Here is an 18376-nt window from a genome sequence, read left to right as displayed (position 1 = left end):
CTCATCCGTTAACTGTTTGTTAACATTATGCCCAGGACCCGGCACCGCGCCAGCCGGGTTTCAAGTTTTCGAATAATATGGTTAATAAAAACAGGTATTGGATTGTTTCAATACACTATTGAGCACTCTTCTGATCTTTGACAATTCAGCAAAACTTAATTTGCCTCGACTATTGTGCCGGACGTTCCTGACTGTCTTCGTAGGGTGCTTGTTGGGATTGGATGGGGCGTGAAGCGACAAGAGCCGGAAAAGGAAAAGTGTGTGCGGTTTTCCGCCCGCACCCCGCGTCTCAACTTTTTGGAATCGATTACGCTCATGGTTTCAGGTCGAACCGATCTAAATCATCGTGATCCAGGACGCGTCGATCGCCGCAAGGAGTTTCAGCCTCGCGGCGGGCGGCGCAAAGCGATTGGGACCGGTGCATGAGGCACACGTTGGCCGAGGGAATTGAGATCGATCTGCAGGCGCAGCCGCCCAGACTGCAATCTGTGGAGCTGCAAACGCTCTATCGCAGAGAAGGCGACGTCGCGCGCCGGGCGGCAAGCCGCCAGGGCCTCTGGGTGGCCGTGGCCGTCTATCTGCTGTTTGCGGCCACGGATATCCTGCTCGTTCCCGACGTCGCGTTTTATGCGATCCTGGCGCGCCTTGCGGTGGGCGCTACGGCGATTGCCGCCATCGAGGTGTTGTTTCGGCTGGGTGCCGAGACGAAGTGGTTCGATCTCACCTGCGCAGGCGCACTCGTGGCGGGTTATTGGGGTTGGCTGTTCCCGTCGCTGATGACCAGCCAGGCCGAGAGTATCTCCTATTATATGATCTTTGGCGCGATATTCATGATGGGCGCCAATCTATTCTTCAGTTTTCACTTTCGCCTGTCGGTCGTAACCTCGGGAATCGTCCTCGCCACGTTCTTTCTTGCCTTGGCATTCTATATACCGAAAAGCGTATCCTATCAGGTCGCCTTCGGAACCTTCTACGTCTCGTGCTTCGTCTTCACGTCCTATGTGAACTGGAAGCTCAACCGGGAGCGCTACAAGGTCTTTCTCAATGCCTTCGAGGCGAAGATCCAGCAGAAGGAGGCCTCCGATCGCGGAAAAGCGCTGCTGCGGCTGTCGCATACCGATTCGCTCACGGGCCTCGACAACCGCCGCGCGGTCGACCAGAAGCTCCGGGACTATTGGAGCGACTGGCAAAGAGGCGGGAAGAGCTTTGCGGCAATCCTTATCGACGTCGATTTCTTCAAGAGGTACAACGACTTTTACGGCCATCAGGAAGGCGATCGCTGCCTCGTTCTCGTTGCCAATGCGCTGAAGGAGTCGATCGCGCCCTACGATGGGTCGATCGGCCGTTATGGCGGCGAGGAATTCATCGTGCTGGCACGGCTGAAGACGCGGGAGCAGGCGGCGGATCTGGCGGAAGCCGTCCGGCACAGCGTCGAGACCCTCGCTCTGCCGCACGAACAGCGGCGCGACGGCATGTCGATCGTGACGGTGAGCGTCGGCGCGGGTTTCACCCGCAACCAGATCGGTTCGAAGCTCGAGAGACTGATCCATGAGGCGGATCGCGCTCTCTACGGGGCAAAGGCGAACGGCCGCAACTGTGCGCGCCTCTTCGATCCGAACGACCCGCAAAGCAGCGACGAGAGCGAGAACATCGCCGCGCTCCTGAAAATTGCAATCGACCAGAATCTCGTCTCACTCGTCTATCAGCCCATACGTGACGTCGCCACCGGCCGCGTCGACGCGGTCGAGGCCCTGATGCGGCTGAAGATGCTGGACGGCACGTCCGTCCCTCCGAGCCTCTTCGTGCCGATTGCCGAGCGGACCGGGGCCATCCTCGATCTCGGCCGCTGGGTGATAGGCGTGGTGTGCCAGGAACTCCTGGCAAGCGAGCATGTGCCCGTCGTCAGCGTGAACGTCTCGCCGATCCAGCTGAGATCGCCAGGCTTCGCGGCTTCGGTCGCAGCCATTCTCGGCGATACCGGCGTGGCCGGCAGCAGGCTCGCCTTCGAAATCACCGAGGGGCTCGAGATGGAGATGCATTCCGATATCCTGCGTTGCATCGCCGATTTGAAGACGCTGGGCATCAGGATATGGCTCGACGATTTCGGAACCGGCTTCGCCGGCCTGTCATGGCTGCGCCTGATCGACTTCGATACGGTGAAGATCGACCGATCGTTCCTTCACGATTGCGACACGCCCAAGGGCAAGGCGATGCTCAGGGACATTATCGGCCTGGTGCGAAACCGCGGGCACAAGATCCTGGTCGAGGGTGTCGAGACGGAGGAACAGCTCGCGCTCATGCGGCAATTCCGGATCGACCACGTCCAGGGTTTCCATGTCGGGCGACCCGCGCCTGCACGAAATTTCCAGCCGCCCCCACCGACGGACAAGCGCCGGACCCGCGCGGGGCCGCATTGATCGGGCCGACGGGCAAGGGCGGAGGGGACGCTCCCCCCATCATCTTCGCAACCGCTGTACGACCGCGAATCGCTACTTCCGCGCGAGGCTGAAGGAAAAATGGCTGCCGCGGTGGTAGTCGACGGAATAAACGACCGGCACGCCGCTTGCATTGAAACAGGTCTCGCGGATCAGCAGTGCCGGCCCGAAATCCCGCAGATCGTTGCGCTCCACCACGTCGTCAGGAAGCATCACTGCCGTGACCGTAGCAGCGGACATGCGCGGCCGGTGTCTGTACTGCTCGAGCAGATCGAGCAGCGAGCCGCCCCATTCGATGTCATAAAGGCGGTTCGGAATGATGCTGCGCGGAATGTAGTCGAGACAATAGAGTATCGGCTCGTCCTTGTGCAGACGCAGCCGCTCGAGACGGATGACGCGTTCGCCATTTGCAAGCTGCAACTGCCCCGCCGTGACCGCGTCGGGCATTTCCTCGGCGATCGAGAGTACCTTGTTGACGGTCGCATAGCCATAATGGCGCGTCATGTCGGTGACGCTCTCGAAGACGGTGATCGGCCTTTCGACATGGACCGCAGACATCGCCGACACGAACCGGCCGCGGCCGTGCTCGACATAGATGACGCCATCCTGCTCCAGTAGTTTCAATGCCTCCCGCAGCGCCGGGCGGGAGATCCTGAAACGCTCCGTCAGCTGCGCCTCCGTCGGAAGCTTGTCGCCCGGAGCGAGCCCCTGCTCCCGGATCAGATCGGCGATGCGGTCGCGAAGCTGTATGACCAGGGTGCGCGTGTCGCGAAGCGGCTCGGGCAATTCCTCTCTCCAAATGACTGCAGAATATGATCCTTCTTGTCTGACAAATCCAGGAAGGTCAAGGGACAGTTCATCTACCCTGTATCCTTGCGGGAGCTCGCTGGCAGAAGGCGCATCCGGCCGATTATCTCCCTTGACATTTTCAGACAATGTTGTCAGTTGTCTTACAACATTGTCGGCGGCAGCCGGCGATCGCCACCACCTGTCGAGAGAGAACTATGCTGAATTTTGACGAACAGAGATTTCTACGCATCCAGTCGGGCGCCGTCGCCCTGCGTCAACGCCTGGACGACGTCGTCGTCTCCTGCCTTGAAAAGGGCGCGGAGAACGTCTTCTTCCTCGGGACCGGCGGTGCCGCCATTCTCATGCAGCCGGCCGCCCAGTTGCTCCAGCGCAGGTCGCGCTTTCCGGCCTTTATCGACCTGCCGGCCGAGCTCTTCATTACCGGTTCGGTCAACCTGACGGAAAAGTCGATCGTCGTCATACCGTCGCTCTCCGGCACGACCAAGGAGAGCGTGGCTCTGCTGGCAAAGGCGAAGGAGGCCGGCGCGACAGTCCTGTCGCTGGTGGGTCACGAGGAAACGCCCCTCGGCAAGGGTGGCACCCATGCCTTCGTCAACTTCGCCGAAGACGACACGTCCTGCGAGTCCTTCTACCTGCAGTCCCTGTTCATCGCGCTGTCTATCATGCGTCACCGCGGCGAGATCGAGAACTACGACCAGATCGCCGCTGAACTGGAACGACTTCCTGAGCTTCTCCTCGAAGTGAAGCGCGGCTACGAGGACAAGGCCGAGATCTTCGCCCGTGTTCTGGCAGGCTCCGACTACCACATCATCACAGGCGCCGGAAACGCCTGGCCCGAGGCATTCTACTACGGCATGTGCATCCTCGAAGAGATGCAGTGGATCCGCACACGCCCGGTCCATGCCTCGGACTTTTTCCATGGAACGCTCGAGCTCGTGGAAAAGGGCGTCAGCGTCATCCTCTTCAAGGGCGAGGACGCTCTGCGGCCGCTGGCCGACCGGGTGGAGAATTTCGCGCCCAACTACACGGACAGGCTGACCGTCCTCGACACGGCGGACTTTGCGCTGCCAGGCATTTCGCAAGAGGTGCGCGGCCTCGTTTCCCCCGTCGTTCTCGCAACCGTGCTCGAGCGCATCAGCGCGCATCTCGAAGTGATGCGCAACCACCCGCTGACGACGCGGCGTTACTACAAGCGCGTAGCCTATTGAGCATAGACGCCCAATGAACTAGCACGGCCGCGACTGCTCCGGCATTCGCGGCCCTGATGGCGAAACAAGAGAATTCCATGACCAGATTCCGATTTGCGGCCGTCGGCGACAATTGCATCGACCGCTATCGCGCGCCGCTTAGCCAATCCTATGTCGGCGGCAACGCAATCAATGTCGCCGTTCAACTTGCAAGGCTCGGCCACGGATCCTTCTATTTCGGCGCCGTCGGCCGCGATTCCGACGGCGCCCATGTTCGCCGCCTGCTGCTCGCGAACGGCGTCAATGTCGACCACCTGCTCGCGCGCGACACCAACACGGCCTACACGGATATCGACGTGACACCTGCCGGCGACCGCATCTTCGTCCATGAAGATTTCGGCGCCTGTGCCGGATACCGCCCCGATGCCGGCGAGATCGAGCTGCTGAAGACCATGGACCATGTGCATATCGGCTGGCTGGACGACGGCGGCCTGTTGCGCCGTGCGCTATCTGCCGCAGGCGTCAGCATCTCCCAGGACGTCTCGGTCAATGCGGCAGCAGCAGATCTCGACGTCGACGGCCTTTCGATCGCCTTCGGTTCGGCCGGCGAGGACGAAAGCAGTGCAGAGAGGCTGGCCGGCGAATTCCTTGCGCGGGGAGCCCGCCTTGCGGTGGTGACGCGTGGTGCGCTCGGCTCGCTCGCGAGCGACGGCACCAATATCGCGTCTGCCGGCATTCGCCCGGTCGAAGTCGTGGACACGACCGGCGCCGGCGACAGCTTTATCGCCGGCTTCATCGCCGCCCGCCTGAAAGGGCGCACCCTTGCCGCATGCCTCGCAGCCGGCAGGGACCTGGCCGCGAATACCTGCACGCATGTCGGCGGCTTCCCGCAGGAACCGCAATCGATCTGACGTCGGCTAGCCTGCGTTGCCGGTGCCATCGCCGGGAATGGCGGATCAATGGGGTCGCATCGTCGCCCTCGCCGACTCCGATGGAAGACCCATCGGGGCGATGGACGCCTTCATCGCCGCGCAACACCAACTTACCCTGGTCACCCGCAACACCAAAGACTTTGAAACGACCGGAGTGCGTTTGTTCAACCCCATGGTCTGAGGGAGCCGATACATGACCCCGTATCGCCCTCTGTGCCTTCACCGACAACCGGCACCGCCAGCGGCGACGGCAGCGCACAATCCTGCGATATGCATCAGTGCAGGAGCTGGCTGAGGAACAGGCTCGCCCGATCCGTCTTCGGATGCGCGAAGAATTCGTCCGGTTCGCCCTCTTCGACGATGCGGCCCTGATCCATGAAGATCACCCGATCCGCGACTTGGCGTGCGAAGCCCATTTCGTGGGTGACGCAGACCATCGTCATGCCCTCGTTTGCGAGCGCCACCATGGTGTCCAGCACTTCCTTGACCATTTCAGGGTCGAGTGCAGAGGTCGGCTCGTCGAAGAGCATGACCTTCGGATTCATGCAGAGCGCCCGCGCGATCGCGACGCGCTGCTGCTGTCCGCCCGAAAGCTGGCCCGGATATTTGTTCGCCTGCTCCGGAATGCGCACGCGGTTGAGATAGTCCATCGCGATCTCCGTCGCCTGGGCGCGCGGCAAGCGCTTGACCCACATCGGCGCCAGAATACAGTTTTCGAGGATCGTCAGGTGCGGGAAGAGATTGAACTGCTGAAACACCATTCCCACTTCGCGCCTGATGGCATCCACCTTGCGCTCATCTTCGCCGACTTCGACGCCACCGACGACGATGCGGCCCTGCTGATGCGCCTCGAGCCGGTTGACGCAGCGGATCAGCGTCGACTTGCCGGAACCGGAGGGTCCGCAGATGACGACCTTCTCCCGCGGCGCGATGGACAGGTTGATATCGTCAAGGGCATGATACTGGCCGTACCACTTATGTACGCCGCTGAGCGTGATCTCCGGCGAAGCGATGTCGATCGATGTGGGCATTGTTGTCTCCAGGATTATTTCAGGACGAGCCAGCCGGAAAGCACGATGACGAGGGCGCCCGCGACCGTGTGCAGTTCGATGGGGGCGGCAAAGAACAGCGCCCCGTAGAGGCAGCCCCAGACGATCTGGCTGTACTGGAAAGGCGCAACCACCGAGGCGTCGCCCATGCGGAAGGCGCGCACCAGCAGCAGATGACCGCCGAGCATGAAGAGGCCGGCGAAGAAGGCGATCAGCAGATCGCCCGGCCCGACCGGCGCCAATCCGCCGCCGATCGACGCAACCGCCAGCGCGACCGCCGCGAGCACGACGAGCAGCGTCGAGACGAGGGCAAGGTCGCTCTCCGTCGCCCTGGCGCGCCGCAGCAGCACGAGCGAGAGCGCAAAGACGAGAGCCGACCCCGCCGCCGCGGCGTGGCCCGGATTGAGCGGCGCGATCCCCGGCCTGAGCGCAACCGCAACGCCGAGGAAGCCGACGACCACGCCACACCAGGCAACGATGGACAGGCGTTCCGCAAGCAGGGCGAAGGCCAGCACCGCCACAAGAACCGGAGTGAGGAAGGCGAGCAGATAGGCTTCCGACAACGGCAGCACCGAAAATGCGTAGTGGATCAGAAGCGTATCGACGGCGAGCAGGAACGCCCTCAAGAGCGCAAGCCCCGGATGACGCGGTCTGAGCGATGCCGTGGTGCCGGTGACGCCGGCGTAGACGGCAAGCATCGCGAGCGCCGCGAGCGTCACCATGAAGGTCACCTGCGGCACGTCGAAGCGCTCTGCGAGAAGCTTCACCAGCACATCCGTGCCCGAAAAGACGGCGAACGCCAGGAGACCCAGGGCGGCAGCGCGCAGGTTGCGCGGCATGCCGGCCGCGGCCGGCGCGACCGTCGCGTCAACGGACATTGAAGCGTCCGAACCGTGCTTCGATGCGCGATTGCATATATTCGAGGCCGATCGAAAGGATCCAGTAGATCATCGAGGCCGTGATCAGCATTTCGATGTGGCGGAACTCGGTCTGTCCCTGGGTACGGGCGAGATACATCAGTTCCCAGACGCCGACGACGGAGATCAGCGAGGAATCCTTCAGCATCGCGATGAACTGGTTCCCGGTCGGCGGGATGATCACGCGCATCGCCTGCGGCAGGATCACCAGGCCCATCGTCTGGCTCGGGTTCAAGCCGAGCGCGGTCGCGCCTTCCGTCTGCCCCCGCGGGATGCTCTCGATCCCGGCCCGGAAGATTTCGGTCATATAGGCGCCGTAGCACAGCGAGAGCGCAAGGATGCCGGCCGGCACGGCGCTGATGACGTAGCCCACCTGCGGCAAACCGAGATAGATGATATAGATCTGCATCAGGAGCGGCAGGCCGCGAAACAGCGACGTGTAGAAGGTGGCGAGGCCGTAGATGACACCGTTCTTCGACAGTTTCGCAATCGCACCCACAAGCGCGATGACTGTCGCGACGGCGATCGAGATCACCGAGATGTAGAGCGTGGTGACGACGCCCTGCGAAATCAGGAAGCTGATCTTCTTTGCGATGAAGGCAAAGGAAAGATTGAAGGAATAGAAGAAGAGCATCAGCAGCGCGAAGAGCTCCAGCCAGACGCCGACCACCTGCCAGGGGCGAGGCAGCTGCCGCAGGGCCTTCCAGTTCAGCGCCGCTATCACGGCGATCATCACCGCGCTGACCAGCCGCCCGAGCGCGGGATTGGCGGCCAGCCACTCCGAGCTTGTCGGCAGCACGAGCCCGATCCAGGCCGGGCTTACACCCAGGCTGTAGATCGTCAGGGTTATCAGCGCGAGCAGGAGAAACGTCCCGGTGCGCCGCGCTGCATCCGGATACGTCAGAATCATACGACCGATCATTTGGTTCTCTCCGGCATTCAGGCCGCGCGCTCGCGCCACCAGTCTTGAGCTTGCAGTTTCCAATAGGTGAGCTGGGCCACCGCCAGCCCGGCATAGCCGCCGGCCCAGACGAGCCCGAATGGCTTGAACAGCTTGTAGCGGTCGGACTGACCCAGGATGCCTTCGGCCACCAGCTTTCCGCCGATGGCGGTCGTGTTCAGCCCGTGACCGCCAAAGGCCGTGCAATGCCATACTCCGGCCTGCATCTCTCCGATCTGTGGCATGAGGTGGCGCGCATAGGACATCAGTCCCGACCAGGCGAGCTCGGTCTTCAGATCCTTGAGCTGCGGATAGGTCCCGACCATTTCGCGCCGCAGTTCCCCGGCCAAGGCTGCCGGCGAAGCCGCGCGGGTGGTGATGCGCCCGCCCCAAAGTAGGCGTTTCCCGCCTTCGACGACGCGATAATAGTCGCCGGCGCGGCGGTTGTCGCCGATCGCGTCCGTGGTGGCGATGGCGGTACGGATGAGTTCCGGCGCTTCCTCGCTCAGCATGACATAGGTCGCGATCGGCAGGAACGAACGTTTCAGCCGGCCGTTCAAAGGACCCGTGTAACCGCCGGTGGTGAACACGACATGACGCGCTCTGACACTTCCACCCGACGTGGACACCGTCTTCTCGGCACTGTCGAGCACGCTTCCGGTCGCGGCCGACCCCTCATAGATCCGGCCGCCAAGGCGTTCGATCTCGCGCGCCAGTCCGCGAAGATAGTTGAGCGGGTGCATGTGGAAGGCTTTGCGGTCGCGCAATGCGTGGAAATACCGGTTCGACTTCAACACCGAACGGACCTCGTCGGTGGAGAGATAGTCGAGTTCATAGCCGTAAACGCGTCTCATCTCGTCGGCATGCGCCTTCAGGCTGCCGCCCTCGTCGTAGCGCAATACGCTCGTGATGCCGGGCTGCGGCCTCGCCTCCTCGATCTTCAGCGTCTCGATCGTTTCGCGAACGAATTCGACGCCTTCGATCGAAAGCCGGTGTATCTGTCGCGCCGCTTCGGTCCCGGCCATCCGGGCGATATTGTCGCTGCCGGTGGCAAAACCCGGGCTGACGAAACCGCCATTGCGGCCGGAGGCCCCGAAACCGACGCTTTCGGCTTCGAGAACGATGACCGACTGTCCGGCGCGCGCCAGCTGCAGCGCCGTCGTCAGGCCGGCGAGCCCGCCGCCGATGATTACGCTATCGCATTCGACCATCCCGGAGAGGGCCGGTCTGACATTCGTTTCGGCTATTGTCTGTTTGTAATAGGTATTGGGATAGGACATTTTCTCTCGCCCGTCGACCGCGGTGGCAAGGCGGAGGGGCAGCGAGCCGCCCCCGCAGGTATCGGTTCAGTCGGCGCTATAGTCCTTGCCGTACCACTTGGTGGTCAGCGTCGCGAGCGTGCCGTCCTTCTTCATCTCGTCGATGATGGCGCCAACCTTCTTCGTCCACTCCGGATCGACCTTTTCGGCGATGACCACCAACGGCTCCCTGAAGGCATATTCGCCCTCGAGGACGCGCAGCGGATAACCGTTTTTCATCGCGTTGAGCGCTGTCTGCTCCGGCGCGATGACGGCATCGAGGCGCACACCGTCGCCAAGACGCAGATCGTCGAAGGGCAGCATGGAATCGGCAAAGGTGCGGACCTCGCCCGGCTCGATCTTGTATTCGATCGGCGGCAGGCCCGGCGCATCGATCTCGAGCCGGCGGCGAATGAAATCTTCCGACGTGGTCGCCGTTTCGACGCCGATGATCTTGCCGTTCAGGTCTGCGACGGATTTCGCCTGGCTGTCCTTGTGCAGCACGTAAACATAGGGGCTGAAGTAATAGATACCGACGAAAGCGATGACCTGAGCACGCGCCTTTGTCGGGGTGACGGAGCCAACACCCAAATCGTAGCGCCCTTGCCAGCGGCCGCCGGTCAAGGTCGCCCAGTCGGGCGTTTCGAAGCTCACTTCGACACCAAGGCGCTTTGCGATCTCCTTGGAGACGTCGATATCGAAACCGACCAGCTCGTTGCTGTCGTCGAGATAGCTCTGGGGCGGCCAGCCGCTATTGGTGGCGACCACCATGGCCTTCTTGCCCATGACGCGGTCGAGCGTCTCACCCGCCTGTGCGGCGGTTACGAACGCCAGTGCGGCAACGCCGATAGCGACCTTTGCAATTAGTCCTTTCACGCAATCCTCCTCTTCGATCGGTCAGTCCTACAGCGTCGCTTGCCTCGCAGGCACGGAAAAGTCGCTGTAGCACGTCGACTTTGCTGCATGATCTGCGGAACATGCAGCGTGCTCCCAGTTATAAGATGTCTGACAACTGAATTAGTAAATCCTACTGACGCGGTGTCAAGGCCGCATGGCGCACGGGTCCATGAAACGAAATGATGAGACGATGCGAATCGGTGATGGACTCCGCCGGAGCGCGAAGGATAAGGCGGTGTTGAGAGCGACGGAGTGGAGCCAGGCTCTACACACTGTCCCGAAAGCGCGCCAAGGAGTGGACGCGGAAGGCGGGGGCGGCTTCCGCCCGAGCCCCGCCTCGCATGTGACGAGCACTTCACATAGCGATCACTCGGCGGCCGTTGCGGTACGGCCGCCATTGGACCGCATCAGGCCTTGCGCACGTTTCAGGCATTCGGCCTGCTCGTTGCGGTAGCGCGGCCCGATCTCCATCATCAACACGGTCTCCGGGAGGAAAGTCAGTTCACGGAAAATTTCCTCCCAGTCGATGTCGCCCCAGCCGAGCGGCATGTGCAGATCGCCGATGCCGAGTGCTGTCGCCTCCTGCGGATAGAACGCCTGGTAAAAGGCCTGCGGGCGGCCGAAGGAATCGTGGACGTGAAGATGACCGGCAACGGGCGCCATGGCGCGGATCTGATCGGGAAAATTCAAGCCGCGATAGGTGGACTCGATATAGGCATGACTCAAGTCGATCAGCGCCACCAGATTGGAATGGTCGACGGCCCTCACCGTCTCGGCGATCTCGGCCGGTGTCTGGCGATACTGTCCCGGTGCCGTCGAAAAGATATTTTCGAGCGCTATGCGCACGCCGTAGGGCCGTGCGAATTCCGCGAGTTCGAACAAAGCGTCACGCTCGCGCCGGTCTGCCTCCGCCCGCTCGAAAAGCTGCTCGGCACGCAGCTGACCGCCGTGCTGAACGATGATGCCGGCGCCGATGCGATCGCAGATCTCGACCAGGGCCTTTGCCGCCCCCAGCTGATAGCCCGCCGTTGCCGGATCCATGAAGTTCGAGGAAACGAGACCGTGAACCGTGTAGCGAAAGGGAAACTGGCGGGTCAGCGCCACAAGCCGCTCCACGCGCTCCTTGATCAATCTTCCGCCGGCGATGAGGTCGATGCTGGTCAGGCCAAGTTCGACCGTGTCGACGCCGAGTTCCCTCAGTCGGCGCAGGTCGGCCTCGAGGCTCTCCAGTTCGCCGTCGACGGAACCCGAACTGAAGCCGGTTGCGATGATATTGCTCATTGACTGTCCCCATTGAGATGACCGGCTGCGACCGGACTGGAAAATACACGCTGTCGGAAACCGCTACACCTTTTCCTCTAAGCGCATCGATGCGACTTCGGCGTCACGTAGAGCGAGCGCCAGATCGGGACTGTCCGAGGTCAGATGCCCGATTCCCCTTTCGAGCCAGCGGCGGACGCCCGCTTCATCGTTGAGGGTCCATACGCAAAGCCGCTCCACAGGCACCGAGCTACGGATGAGTTCCCACTCGTCCGCCATCAATTCGTGGTGGATCGCTACGATATCCACGAGGTCGTCGGCGGCCGCGAGAAAGGCGGCGAGACCGCCTTGCCGCGCCGCCCAGTCGGCATTGACGGAGACGAGCCGCGCGACATGCGGCGCATGGAGGCGGCAATCCTCGAGAACCGATCTGTCGAAAGACGTGAGATGGGAACGGTAGTCGACGCCGAAGCGCCGCAGCTCCTGCGCTACTCGGACGGCGATGCCAGGATAAGGCGTTCCCGTTTCGTCGGACTTGATCTCGACATGCAAGTGAAGTCCGTCCCTGGCTGCAAGTATGCCCAGCACGTCGCTCAAGGTCGGGATACTCTCGTCCGTATCGCGCAACGGCGTCGCGAGCCGCACCGCGGGTGTCATCCGGCGCACCGGCCCGGTCGCGTGTACCGTCCTGTCCAGCGTGGCGTCGTGGATGACGACCAGCTCTTCTGAATCGGTCAGGTGCACGTCGAACTCGATGGCATCGACGCCGAGCCGCAGCGCATTGCGAAAACCCGTCAGCGAGTTTTCCGGCCAGAGATTGCGGGCGCCGCGGTGGCCGATGATTTTCGTCATGGGATTGGTCCTTAACGCACGGTGGGATCGAGCTTGTCGCGAAGCCAGTCGCCGACAAGCGAGATGGAAAGGGTCGTGAGCATGATGACGGCAGCCGGAGCGAGCATGATCCAGGGAGCGCGGGTCAGATATTCGCGCCCGAAGCCGACCATGTTGCCGAGGCTCGTTTCCGGGGGCTGCACGCCGAGACCGAGGAATGACAACCCGCTTTCCATCAGGATGATCTCCGGAAACGTCAGCGTCATCGACACGATCAGCGTCGATGCGACATTGGGCAGGATATGGCGGAGATAGACCCGCGCCGGGGTGGCGCCAAGTTGGACCACCGCGGCAGCATAGCCCTGCGCCCCGGCCGAGATCGCAAGGCCGCGGGCGATGCGCGCGTAGCGTTCCCAGCCGTAGAAGCCCATGAGACAGACGAGCAGCACCATGGAGGAGCCGAAGAAGGCCAGCACCGCCAGCGACATGATGAGAAATGGCAGGGCCGCCTGGAAATCGGCAAGCGCGAGGACCAGATGCTCGGTCAGGCCCCGAAACCGCGCTGCCGCGAAACCGAGCGCCGTGCCGAAGACCGCCGAAAGCAGCGTCGCACCGAAGGCGATGATCAGCGAGACGCGGATCGACTGGATCAGCCGCGACAGCACGTCCCGGCCGAGCTCGTCGGTGCCGAGCCAGTGCTTGAGCGTCCCGGGGGCCGACAGCCGGCTCGTCAGATCCATCGCCGTAATGTCGTAGGGCCGCAGATAGCCGGCAAAAAGCGCGATGACGATCATCGCTGCGAGCCAGAGGAAGCCGAAGGCCACCGAAAGCGGCACCTTGCGGCGAAGGAAGGAAAGGGAGCCTCGTAGCCATCCTGCAAGAGGCGATCTCTCTGCCAGATCAACGGAAGCCATAGCGCATCTCCTTGGATCTAATGCCCGGCATGCGAACGCAGCCGCGGGTCGAGCCAGCCATAGAGCAGGTCGACGACGAGGTTCGACATCACCATTGCTGCAGCGATGATCAGCAGGATGCACTGAACGACGGCGAGGTCGCGGTTGCTGACCGAGACGATCAGCAGCCGCCCGATACCGGGCCAGGAGAAGATCGACTCCACCACCACCGCGCCGGCGATCAGCGAGCCGACCATGAAGCCGACGATGGTGACGATCGGGACTGCGGCGTTGGGAAGCGCATGGCTCCAGATGACGTCGCGCCATTTCAGCCCCTTCGCCGAGGCCGTGCGGATATAGGGCTGCCCAAGCACCTCGATCATGGCGCTGCGCGAGAAACGGGCAAGAATGCCGATCCCGCCGATGCTCATCGTGATCGTCGGCAGAATTCCATGCATCCAGGTATCTTGGCCCCGGAGGGCAGCATGCCGAGAAGAACCGAAAAGATCAGTACGAGCACGAGGCCCATGACGAAGGACGGAACGGTAAAGCCGATGATCGCCAGCGTGATCACGCCGCGATCGGCGAAGCTCTGGCGGTGGAGCGCGGCATAGACGCCGGCGGGGATACCGATCATCAGCTTCAGGATCAGCGCCGGAAGCGTCAATTGCAGCGTCGCGGGCACCCGCTCCAGAACCAGGTGGAGCGCCGAGGCCTTGTCGCGCATGGACACGCCGAAATCTCCGGTGAAGATCGACTTGATATAGGCGAGGTATTGTATCCAGATCGGCTGGTCGAGGCCCCAGGCTTTGCGGAACGCATCGACGGCGTCCTGAGGCACATCGGGACCGAGCATCACCTGGGCCGGATCGCCCGACATGCGCAGCACGACGAAAGCGAAGGTCACCACGGCCAGGATCGTAATCACGGCGCGCATCAGACGCACGAGAACGAAGCGGATCATGCCCGTCTCCTCAGGGTCTCGACCGAGGCGGTTTCGCCCGCCACGGCATGACAGGCGGCCGTCCGGCCGTTGCCGGTCCGGAGAAGCGAAGGCACCCTCGTGCGGCAAATGTCACGCGCAACGGGACAGCGGGGATGGAAGGTGCAGCCCGAGGGACGGTCGGCCGGGTTCGGCGGCTCGCCCTGCAGGATCACCCGGCCTTCGAGCGGCTTGCCCGGGACCGGGACGCTCGAAACCAGCGCCTTCGTATAGGGATGCTGCGGCGACCGGAAGATCACGTCGGAAGAAGCCTCCTCCACGATTCGGCCGAGATACATGACCGCGACGCGATCGGCGATATTGCGTACGACCTTCAGATCGTGGCTGATGAAGATCATGGCGATGCCGTTCTTTTCCTGGAGGTCGCGCAGCATATTGACGACCTGCGCCTGGATCGAAACGTCGAGGGCGGAGACGGGCTCGTCGCAGACCAGGAGCTTCGGCCGCGAAGCAAGGGCGCGGGCGATGACGGCCCGCTGCCGCTGGCCGCCGGAAAGCTCGTGCGGGAAGCGCCCGGCCTGGTCGGGACGAAGCCCGACAGCCGCCATCAGCTCGGCAATGCGGGCGGCCTGGTGTTCTTTCGGGACGAGCCCGTGAATATCGAGCGGCTCGCCGATTTGCGCGGCAATCGTCAGGCGCCGGTCGAGTGCCGCAAGCGGATCCTGGTAGACGAGTTGCATCTTGGCGCGCAGCGCCCGCCACCCGGCGGTACCGTATTTCGGCATAGGGCTTCCCGCGAAGCGCACCTCGCCGGTCTGCGCCGGATCGAGCCCCAGAAGCATCCGCCCCAATGTCGATTTGCCGGACCCCGATTCGCCCACGATCCCGAGCGTCTCGCCGGGCATGACCGCGAGCGAAATTCCGTCGACGGCGCGCACGGGATTTGGGCGGCCGAAGAGCCCGCGCCGGACTTCGTAGATGCGCACGAGTTCGTCCGCTTCGATGAGCGCAGTCACGACATCAGCCCTTCGGGAATTCTTCTCTCGGCGTCGCCGCGCGTGACCGTCGGTACGGGGCGCATGCAGGCAAGGCGGCGCCCGTCGCCCTGGGGCTCGAGATGCGGGTAATCGCTCCCGCAGGCGTCGACGGCGCGGGGGCAGCGGGGCGAGAAGGAACAGCCCGCAGGCAGATGTTTCGGGTTCGGTACGGTCCCCCGGATAGGGATCAGCCGGTCGCGCGGCCCGTCGATGCGCGGAATGGCATGGAACAGTCCCCGCGTATAGGGATGCCGCGGCTCCGAGAAGAGTTGCGCCACGCTTCCCTCTTCCACGATCCGGCCGGCATACATGACGCATACGCGATCGCAAACCTGCGAGACCGCGCCCAGATCATGGCTGATGAAGACCAGCGCCATGCCGGTCTCGGCCCGAAGCGTGTTCAGAAGATCGAGGATCTGCGCCTGGATGGTCGCGTCGAGCGCCGTGGTCGGCTCGTCGGCAATCAGCAGGTCCGGCTGGCCCGCGAGCGCCATCGCGATCATCAGGCGCTGGCACTGCCCACCGGAAAATTCGTGCGGATAGAGATCGAAGCGCCGCGCCGCATCGGGAATGCCGACCATGTCCATCAGCCGCAGGGCCTCAAGGCGCGCCGCATCCCCGCGAAGACCGCGGTGAATGTAAAGCGCCTCGGCGATCTGGCGGCCGATGCGCAATACGGGATTGAGAGAGCTCGAAGGGTCCTGGAAAATCATTGCTATCCGCCCGCCGCGGACCTCCTCGAGAGTCGCGCGGGGTGCCCGCACAGTTCCCGGCCGTCGATCCGGACAGAACCCGTGACCGCCGCCTTGCCCGGAAGCAGCCCGAGAGCCGCGAGCCAGGTCACGGACTTGCCGCATCCCGACTCGCCGACGAGGCCGACAGCCTCTCCTTTGGCAACATTGAGATCGATGCCATGCAGAACCTGAACGCCATCGAAAGCGACCTTCAGGTCCCGCAACGCTACGAGATCCGGTTTGGCAGCGCCCATTTCTCATTCCCGGTGTTTCGACCGCGGCATCGCCGCTCGGTCCTCAAGGAATTCCGGCAGCCGCCGGGCTGCCGGAACACGGCTGGATCGAATTCAGCTCGCCCAGTTGGCGGCGCGGAAATCCATGGCGAAGGCGGGCGCCGCCTTCCACTTCAACGAAGACTTCATGCCGGTGAAGACCGCGTTCTGGTGAAGCACCTGATAGGCCGGGTCCTCGCGCTCGCAGATCTCGAGCATGCGGGCGAATGCCTTCTTGCGTTTCGCATGATCGGTTTCCGTTTCGAGGATCTGGGCCATCTGGTTGGCCTCGGCATTTGCCCAGTCCTTCTTCTGCTGAACCTCGCCGTTAGGCCCGAACTGGGCGACGATCGAGGAGACCGGATCGCTGAAGGAGGCGCCGGCCGACCAGTCGCGCACGCCCTTCGTGCCGGACGGGTCGTGGATCTGGCCCCAGTTTTCCTTCATCTGGATTTCGACATTGAGGCCGACCTGCTTCCACATCTCGACCATGATCTGGCCGTTCGCAGTCTGGTTCGTGTAGTAATTGTTGAGAAGCCGGAACGGGATCGCATCGCCCTTGTAATTGGCCTGCTTCAGAAGGTCCTTGGCGAGTTGCGGATTATACTCCGGAACCGTCCAGCCTTCGACGAACATGTCACCGTAGAAGGGGAACTGCAGGCCGGCCGGCACGGTCGTCTGACCGGACCAGAGCGCATCGACGATCGCCTGGCGGTCGATCGAATGGGTCATCGCCCGGCGGACGAGCGGGTCCTGAAGGGTCGGGTTCTGGACATTGAAGACGGAAATGCGGTGGTTGTGGATCGTCGAGCCCTGGACCTCATATCCGGGTGCGGCCTGAACCGCGGCGATCTGGTCCGGCGGCAGGTCGCAGGCGAAGTCGTATTCGCCGGAGAGCAGGCCGTTGACGCGGGATGAAACCTCCGGAACCTCGACGAAGCGGATCTGCTCCAGCGGGGGCGGCCGCCCCAGTAGTCGTCGAAGGCGACGAGCGTCAAGGAAACGTCCGGCTTATGTTCGCCGACCATATAGGGGCCGGTGGTGATCGGCTTGCGTGCCCAGTCCATATAGGTCGCCGCCTCGTCCCAGGCGCGACGGTTGGCAATCTGGCTGCCGAAGGCATAAAGGCGGCCCTCGATGGTGACGTCCGGCGTCGCGTTGTGGAAGCGAACGGTATATTTGTCGACGGCCTCGACGCCGGCAAGCGCCGGCCACAGGCGCCGCCCGGTGCCCGGCACGACTGCCGGCAGCTCCTTGGCGGTTGCGGGCTTGTGCTCATCCTCGAAAACGGTCTTGCCGCCTGCGGGCAGAGTGTCCCCGAACACGCGCTGCGCGGAGAAGCTGAACACGACGTCGTCGGCCGTGAGCTCGTCGCCATTGTGGAATTTCACACCCTGGCGCAGCTTCAGCTCGAGAGTCTTGTCGTCGATACGCTTCCATTCCGTCGCAAGGCCGGGGACCGGACCCTGATTGCCCATCCAGTCGCGCAGGATCAGGCCCTCCCAAAGGTTCGGGAAGAACACGCGCTCACCGACATTCGACTGCTCGTTCCAGACGTCGAGCGTATTGTTGATGGTGATCTTCTGCACCGCGATGGTGACGGACGGGCGCTTGCCTTGGCTGAACGCGAAGCGCGGCAAGATCAAGCTGCCCGCAGCCGCGCCCATGAGGCCGAGCGCGGCTCGCCGATTGATTGAAAGCATGAGACTCTCCTTTTGGATGGAATCGAGCACCCGCGCGGATGCCGTTCAGCGTCGGGTCTAGTTCCGCCAGACGTCGTCTTCCTGATGTTTGGGTGAAACTTTCGTGACAGGGGCTCGACGGCGAACTGTGAGGCACCTCAGCTCCTTCGGAGGCATCGCCTGCGCATTCGCGCAGCCGGTCGACGCGCGGTGCAAAGCGACAGGGAATGAAGCTGCAGTCATGGGGAGTAAGGCGTCC

The 18376-nt window shown here is 62.9% G+C and carries 14 protein-coding genes and 3 pseudogenes; 4 read left to right on the top strand and 13 right to left on the bottom strand.

Annotation, left to right across the window (positions count from 1 at the left end; translation table 11 throughout):
• The first annotated feature begins 422 nt into the window (after positions 1–422).
• Positions 423–2417 carry a putative bifunctional diguanylate cyclase/phosphodiesterase gene (locus tag N0Q91_RS02860; protein ID WP_275597278.1) on the top strand — a complete coding sequence of 665 codons (1995 nt, stop codon included), beginning with the start codon at positions 423–425 and terminating at the stop codon, positions 2415–2417.
• Positions 2418–2489: 72 nt separating this feature from the next.
• On the opposite strand, the gene N0Q91_RS02855 is transcribed toward N0Q91_RS02860, so the two are convergent.
• The gene (locus N0Q91_RS02855; protein ID WP_275597277.1) at positions 2490–3221 is read right to left on the bottom strand and encodes a GntR family transcriptional regulator; all 732 of its coding nucleotides are present in this window, start codon (positions 3219–3221) and stop codon (positions 2490–2492) included.
• 218 nt (positions 3222–3439) lie between these two features.
• Here N0Q91_RS02855 and N0Q91_RS02850 point away from each other — a divergent pair, with 218 nt between their 5' ends.
• The 3 genes from N0Q91_RS02850 (at position 3440) to N0Q91_RS02840 (ending at position 5545) form a co-directional block, all read left to right on the top strand.
• Positions 3440–4453 carry an SIS domain-containing protein gene (locus tag N0Q91_RS02850; protein ID WP_275597276.1) on the top strand — a complete coding sequence of 338 codons (1014 nt, stop codon included), beginning with the start codon at positions 3440–3442 and terminating at the stop codon, positions 4451–4453.
• Positions 4454–4530: 77 nt separating this feature from the next.
• Complete coding sequence (locus N0Q91_RS02845; protein ID WP_275597275.1) at positions 4531–5343, top strand: PfkB family carbohydrate kinase; 813 nt, start codon at positions 4531–4533, stop codon at positions 5341–5343.
• Between the two features lie 37 nt (positions 5344–5380).
• A complete protein-coding gene (locus N0Q91_RS02840) occupies positions 5381–5545 on the top strand; it encodes a PIN domain-containing protein (protein ID WP_275597274.1) in 165 nt (54 codons plus the stop codon).
• 94 nt (positions 5546–5639) lie between these two features.
• Here N0Q91_RS02840 and N0Q91_RS02835 read toward each other — a convergent pair whose 3' ends face one another.
• The 12 genes and pseudogenes from N0Q91_RS02835 to N0Q91_RS02780 form a co-directional block, all read right to left on the bottom strand.
• Positions 5640–6395, bottom strand: coding sequence for an amino acid ABC transporter ATP-binding protein (locus N0Q91_RS02835; protein ID WP_018099340.1), 756 nt, complete (start codon positions 6393–6395; stop codon positions 5640–5642).
• Positions 6396–6409: 14 nt separating this feature from the next.
• Positions 6410–7291, bottom strand: coding sequence for a DMT family transporter (locus tag N0Q91_RS02830; RefSeq protein ID WP_275597273.1), 882 nt, complete (start codon positions 7289–7291; stop codon positions 6410–6412).
• Positions 7281–8252, bottom strand: a complete 972-nt coding sequence (locus tag N0Q91_RS02825; protein ID WP_026169099.1) for an amino acid ABC transporter permease — start codon at positions 8250–8252, stop codon at positions 7281–7283. The genes N0Q91_RS02830 and N0Q91_RS02825 overlap by 11 nt, the downstream gene beginning before the upstream one ends.
• A gap of 17 nt (positions 8253–8269) precedes the next feature.
• Complete coding sequence (locus tag N0Q91_RS02820) at positions 8270–9550, bottom strand: NAD(P)/FAD-dependent oxidoreductase (protein ID WP_275597272.1); 1281 nt, start codon at positions 9548–9550, stop codon at positions 8270–8272.
• 66 nt (positions 9551–9616) lie between these two features.
• Positions 9617–10444 carry a transporter substrate-binding domain-containing protein gene (locus N0Q91_RS02815; protein WP_275597271.1) on the bottom strand — a complete coding sequence of 276 codons (828 nt, stop codon included), beginning with the start codon at positions 10442–10444 and terminating at the stop codon, positions 9617–9619.
• A 387-nt stretch (positions 10445–10831) separates the two neighbouring features.
• Positions 10832–11746 (bottom strand): TIM barrel protein, encoded by a 915-nt coding sequence (locus N0Q91_RS02810; RefSeq protein WP_275597270.1) that lies wholly within the window; start codon positions 11744–11746, stop codon positions 10832–10834.
• Between the two features lie 63 nt (positions 11747–11809).
• A complete protein-coding gene (locus N0Q91_RS02805) occupies positions 11810–12577 on the bottom strand; it encodes a glycerophosphodiester phosphodiesterase family protein (protein ID WP_275597269.1) in 768 nt (255 codons plus the stop codon).
• A gap of 11 nt (positions 12578–12588) precedes the next feature.
• Positions 12589–13470 carry an ABC transporter permease gene (locus tag N0Q91_RS02800; RefSeq protein WP_018099333.1) on the bottom strand — a complete coding sequence of 294 codons (882 nt, stop codon included), beginning with the start codon at positions 13468–13470 and terminating at the stop codon, positions 12589–12591.
• 17 nt (positions 13471–13487) lie between these two features.
• Positions 13488–14413, bottom strand: a pseudogene (locus tag N0Q91_RS02795) (ABC transporter permease).
• Positions 14410–15408 (bottom strand): ABC transporter ATP-binding protein, encoded by a 999-nt coding sequence (locus N0Q91_RS02790; protein ID WP_275597268.1) that lies wholly within the window; start codon positions 15406–15408, stop codon positions 14410–14412. Before N0Q91_RS02790 ends, N0Q91_RS02795 begins: the two are co-directional and overlap by 4 nt.
• Positions 15405–16417, bottom strand: a pseudogene (locus tag N0Q91_RS02785) (ABC transporter ATP-binding protein). Before N0Q91_RS02785 ends, N0Q91_RS02790 begins: the two are co-directional and overlap by 4 nt.
• Positions 16418–16510: 93 nt before the next feature.
• A pseudogene (locus N0Q91_RS02780) lies at positions 16511–18138 on the bottom strand (ABC transporter substrate-binding protein).
• Between the last annotated feature and the right edge of the window lie 238 nt (positions 18139–18376).

The sequence above is a fragment of the Sinorhizobium prairiense genome (genome assembly GCF_029201645.2).
GTDB classification, from domain to species: domain Bacteria; phylum Pseudomonadota; class Alphaproteobacteria; order Rhizobiales; family Rhizobiaceae; genus Sinorhizobium; species Sinorhizobium meliloti_A.
Note: the sequence above shows the minus strand (reverse complement) of the source record. Positions and strands in the feature narration are given on the sequence as shown.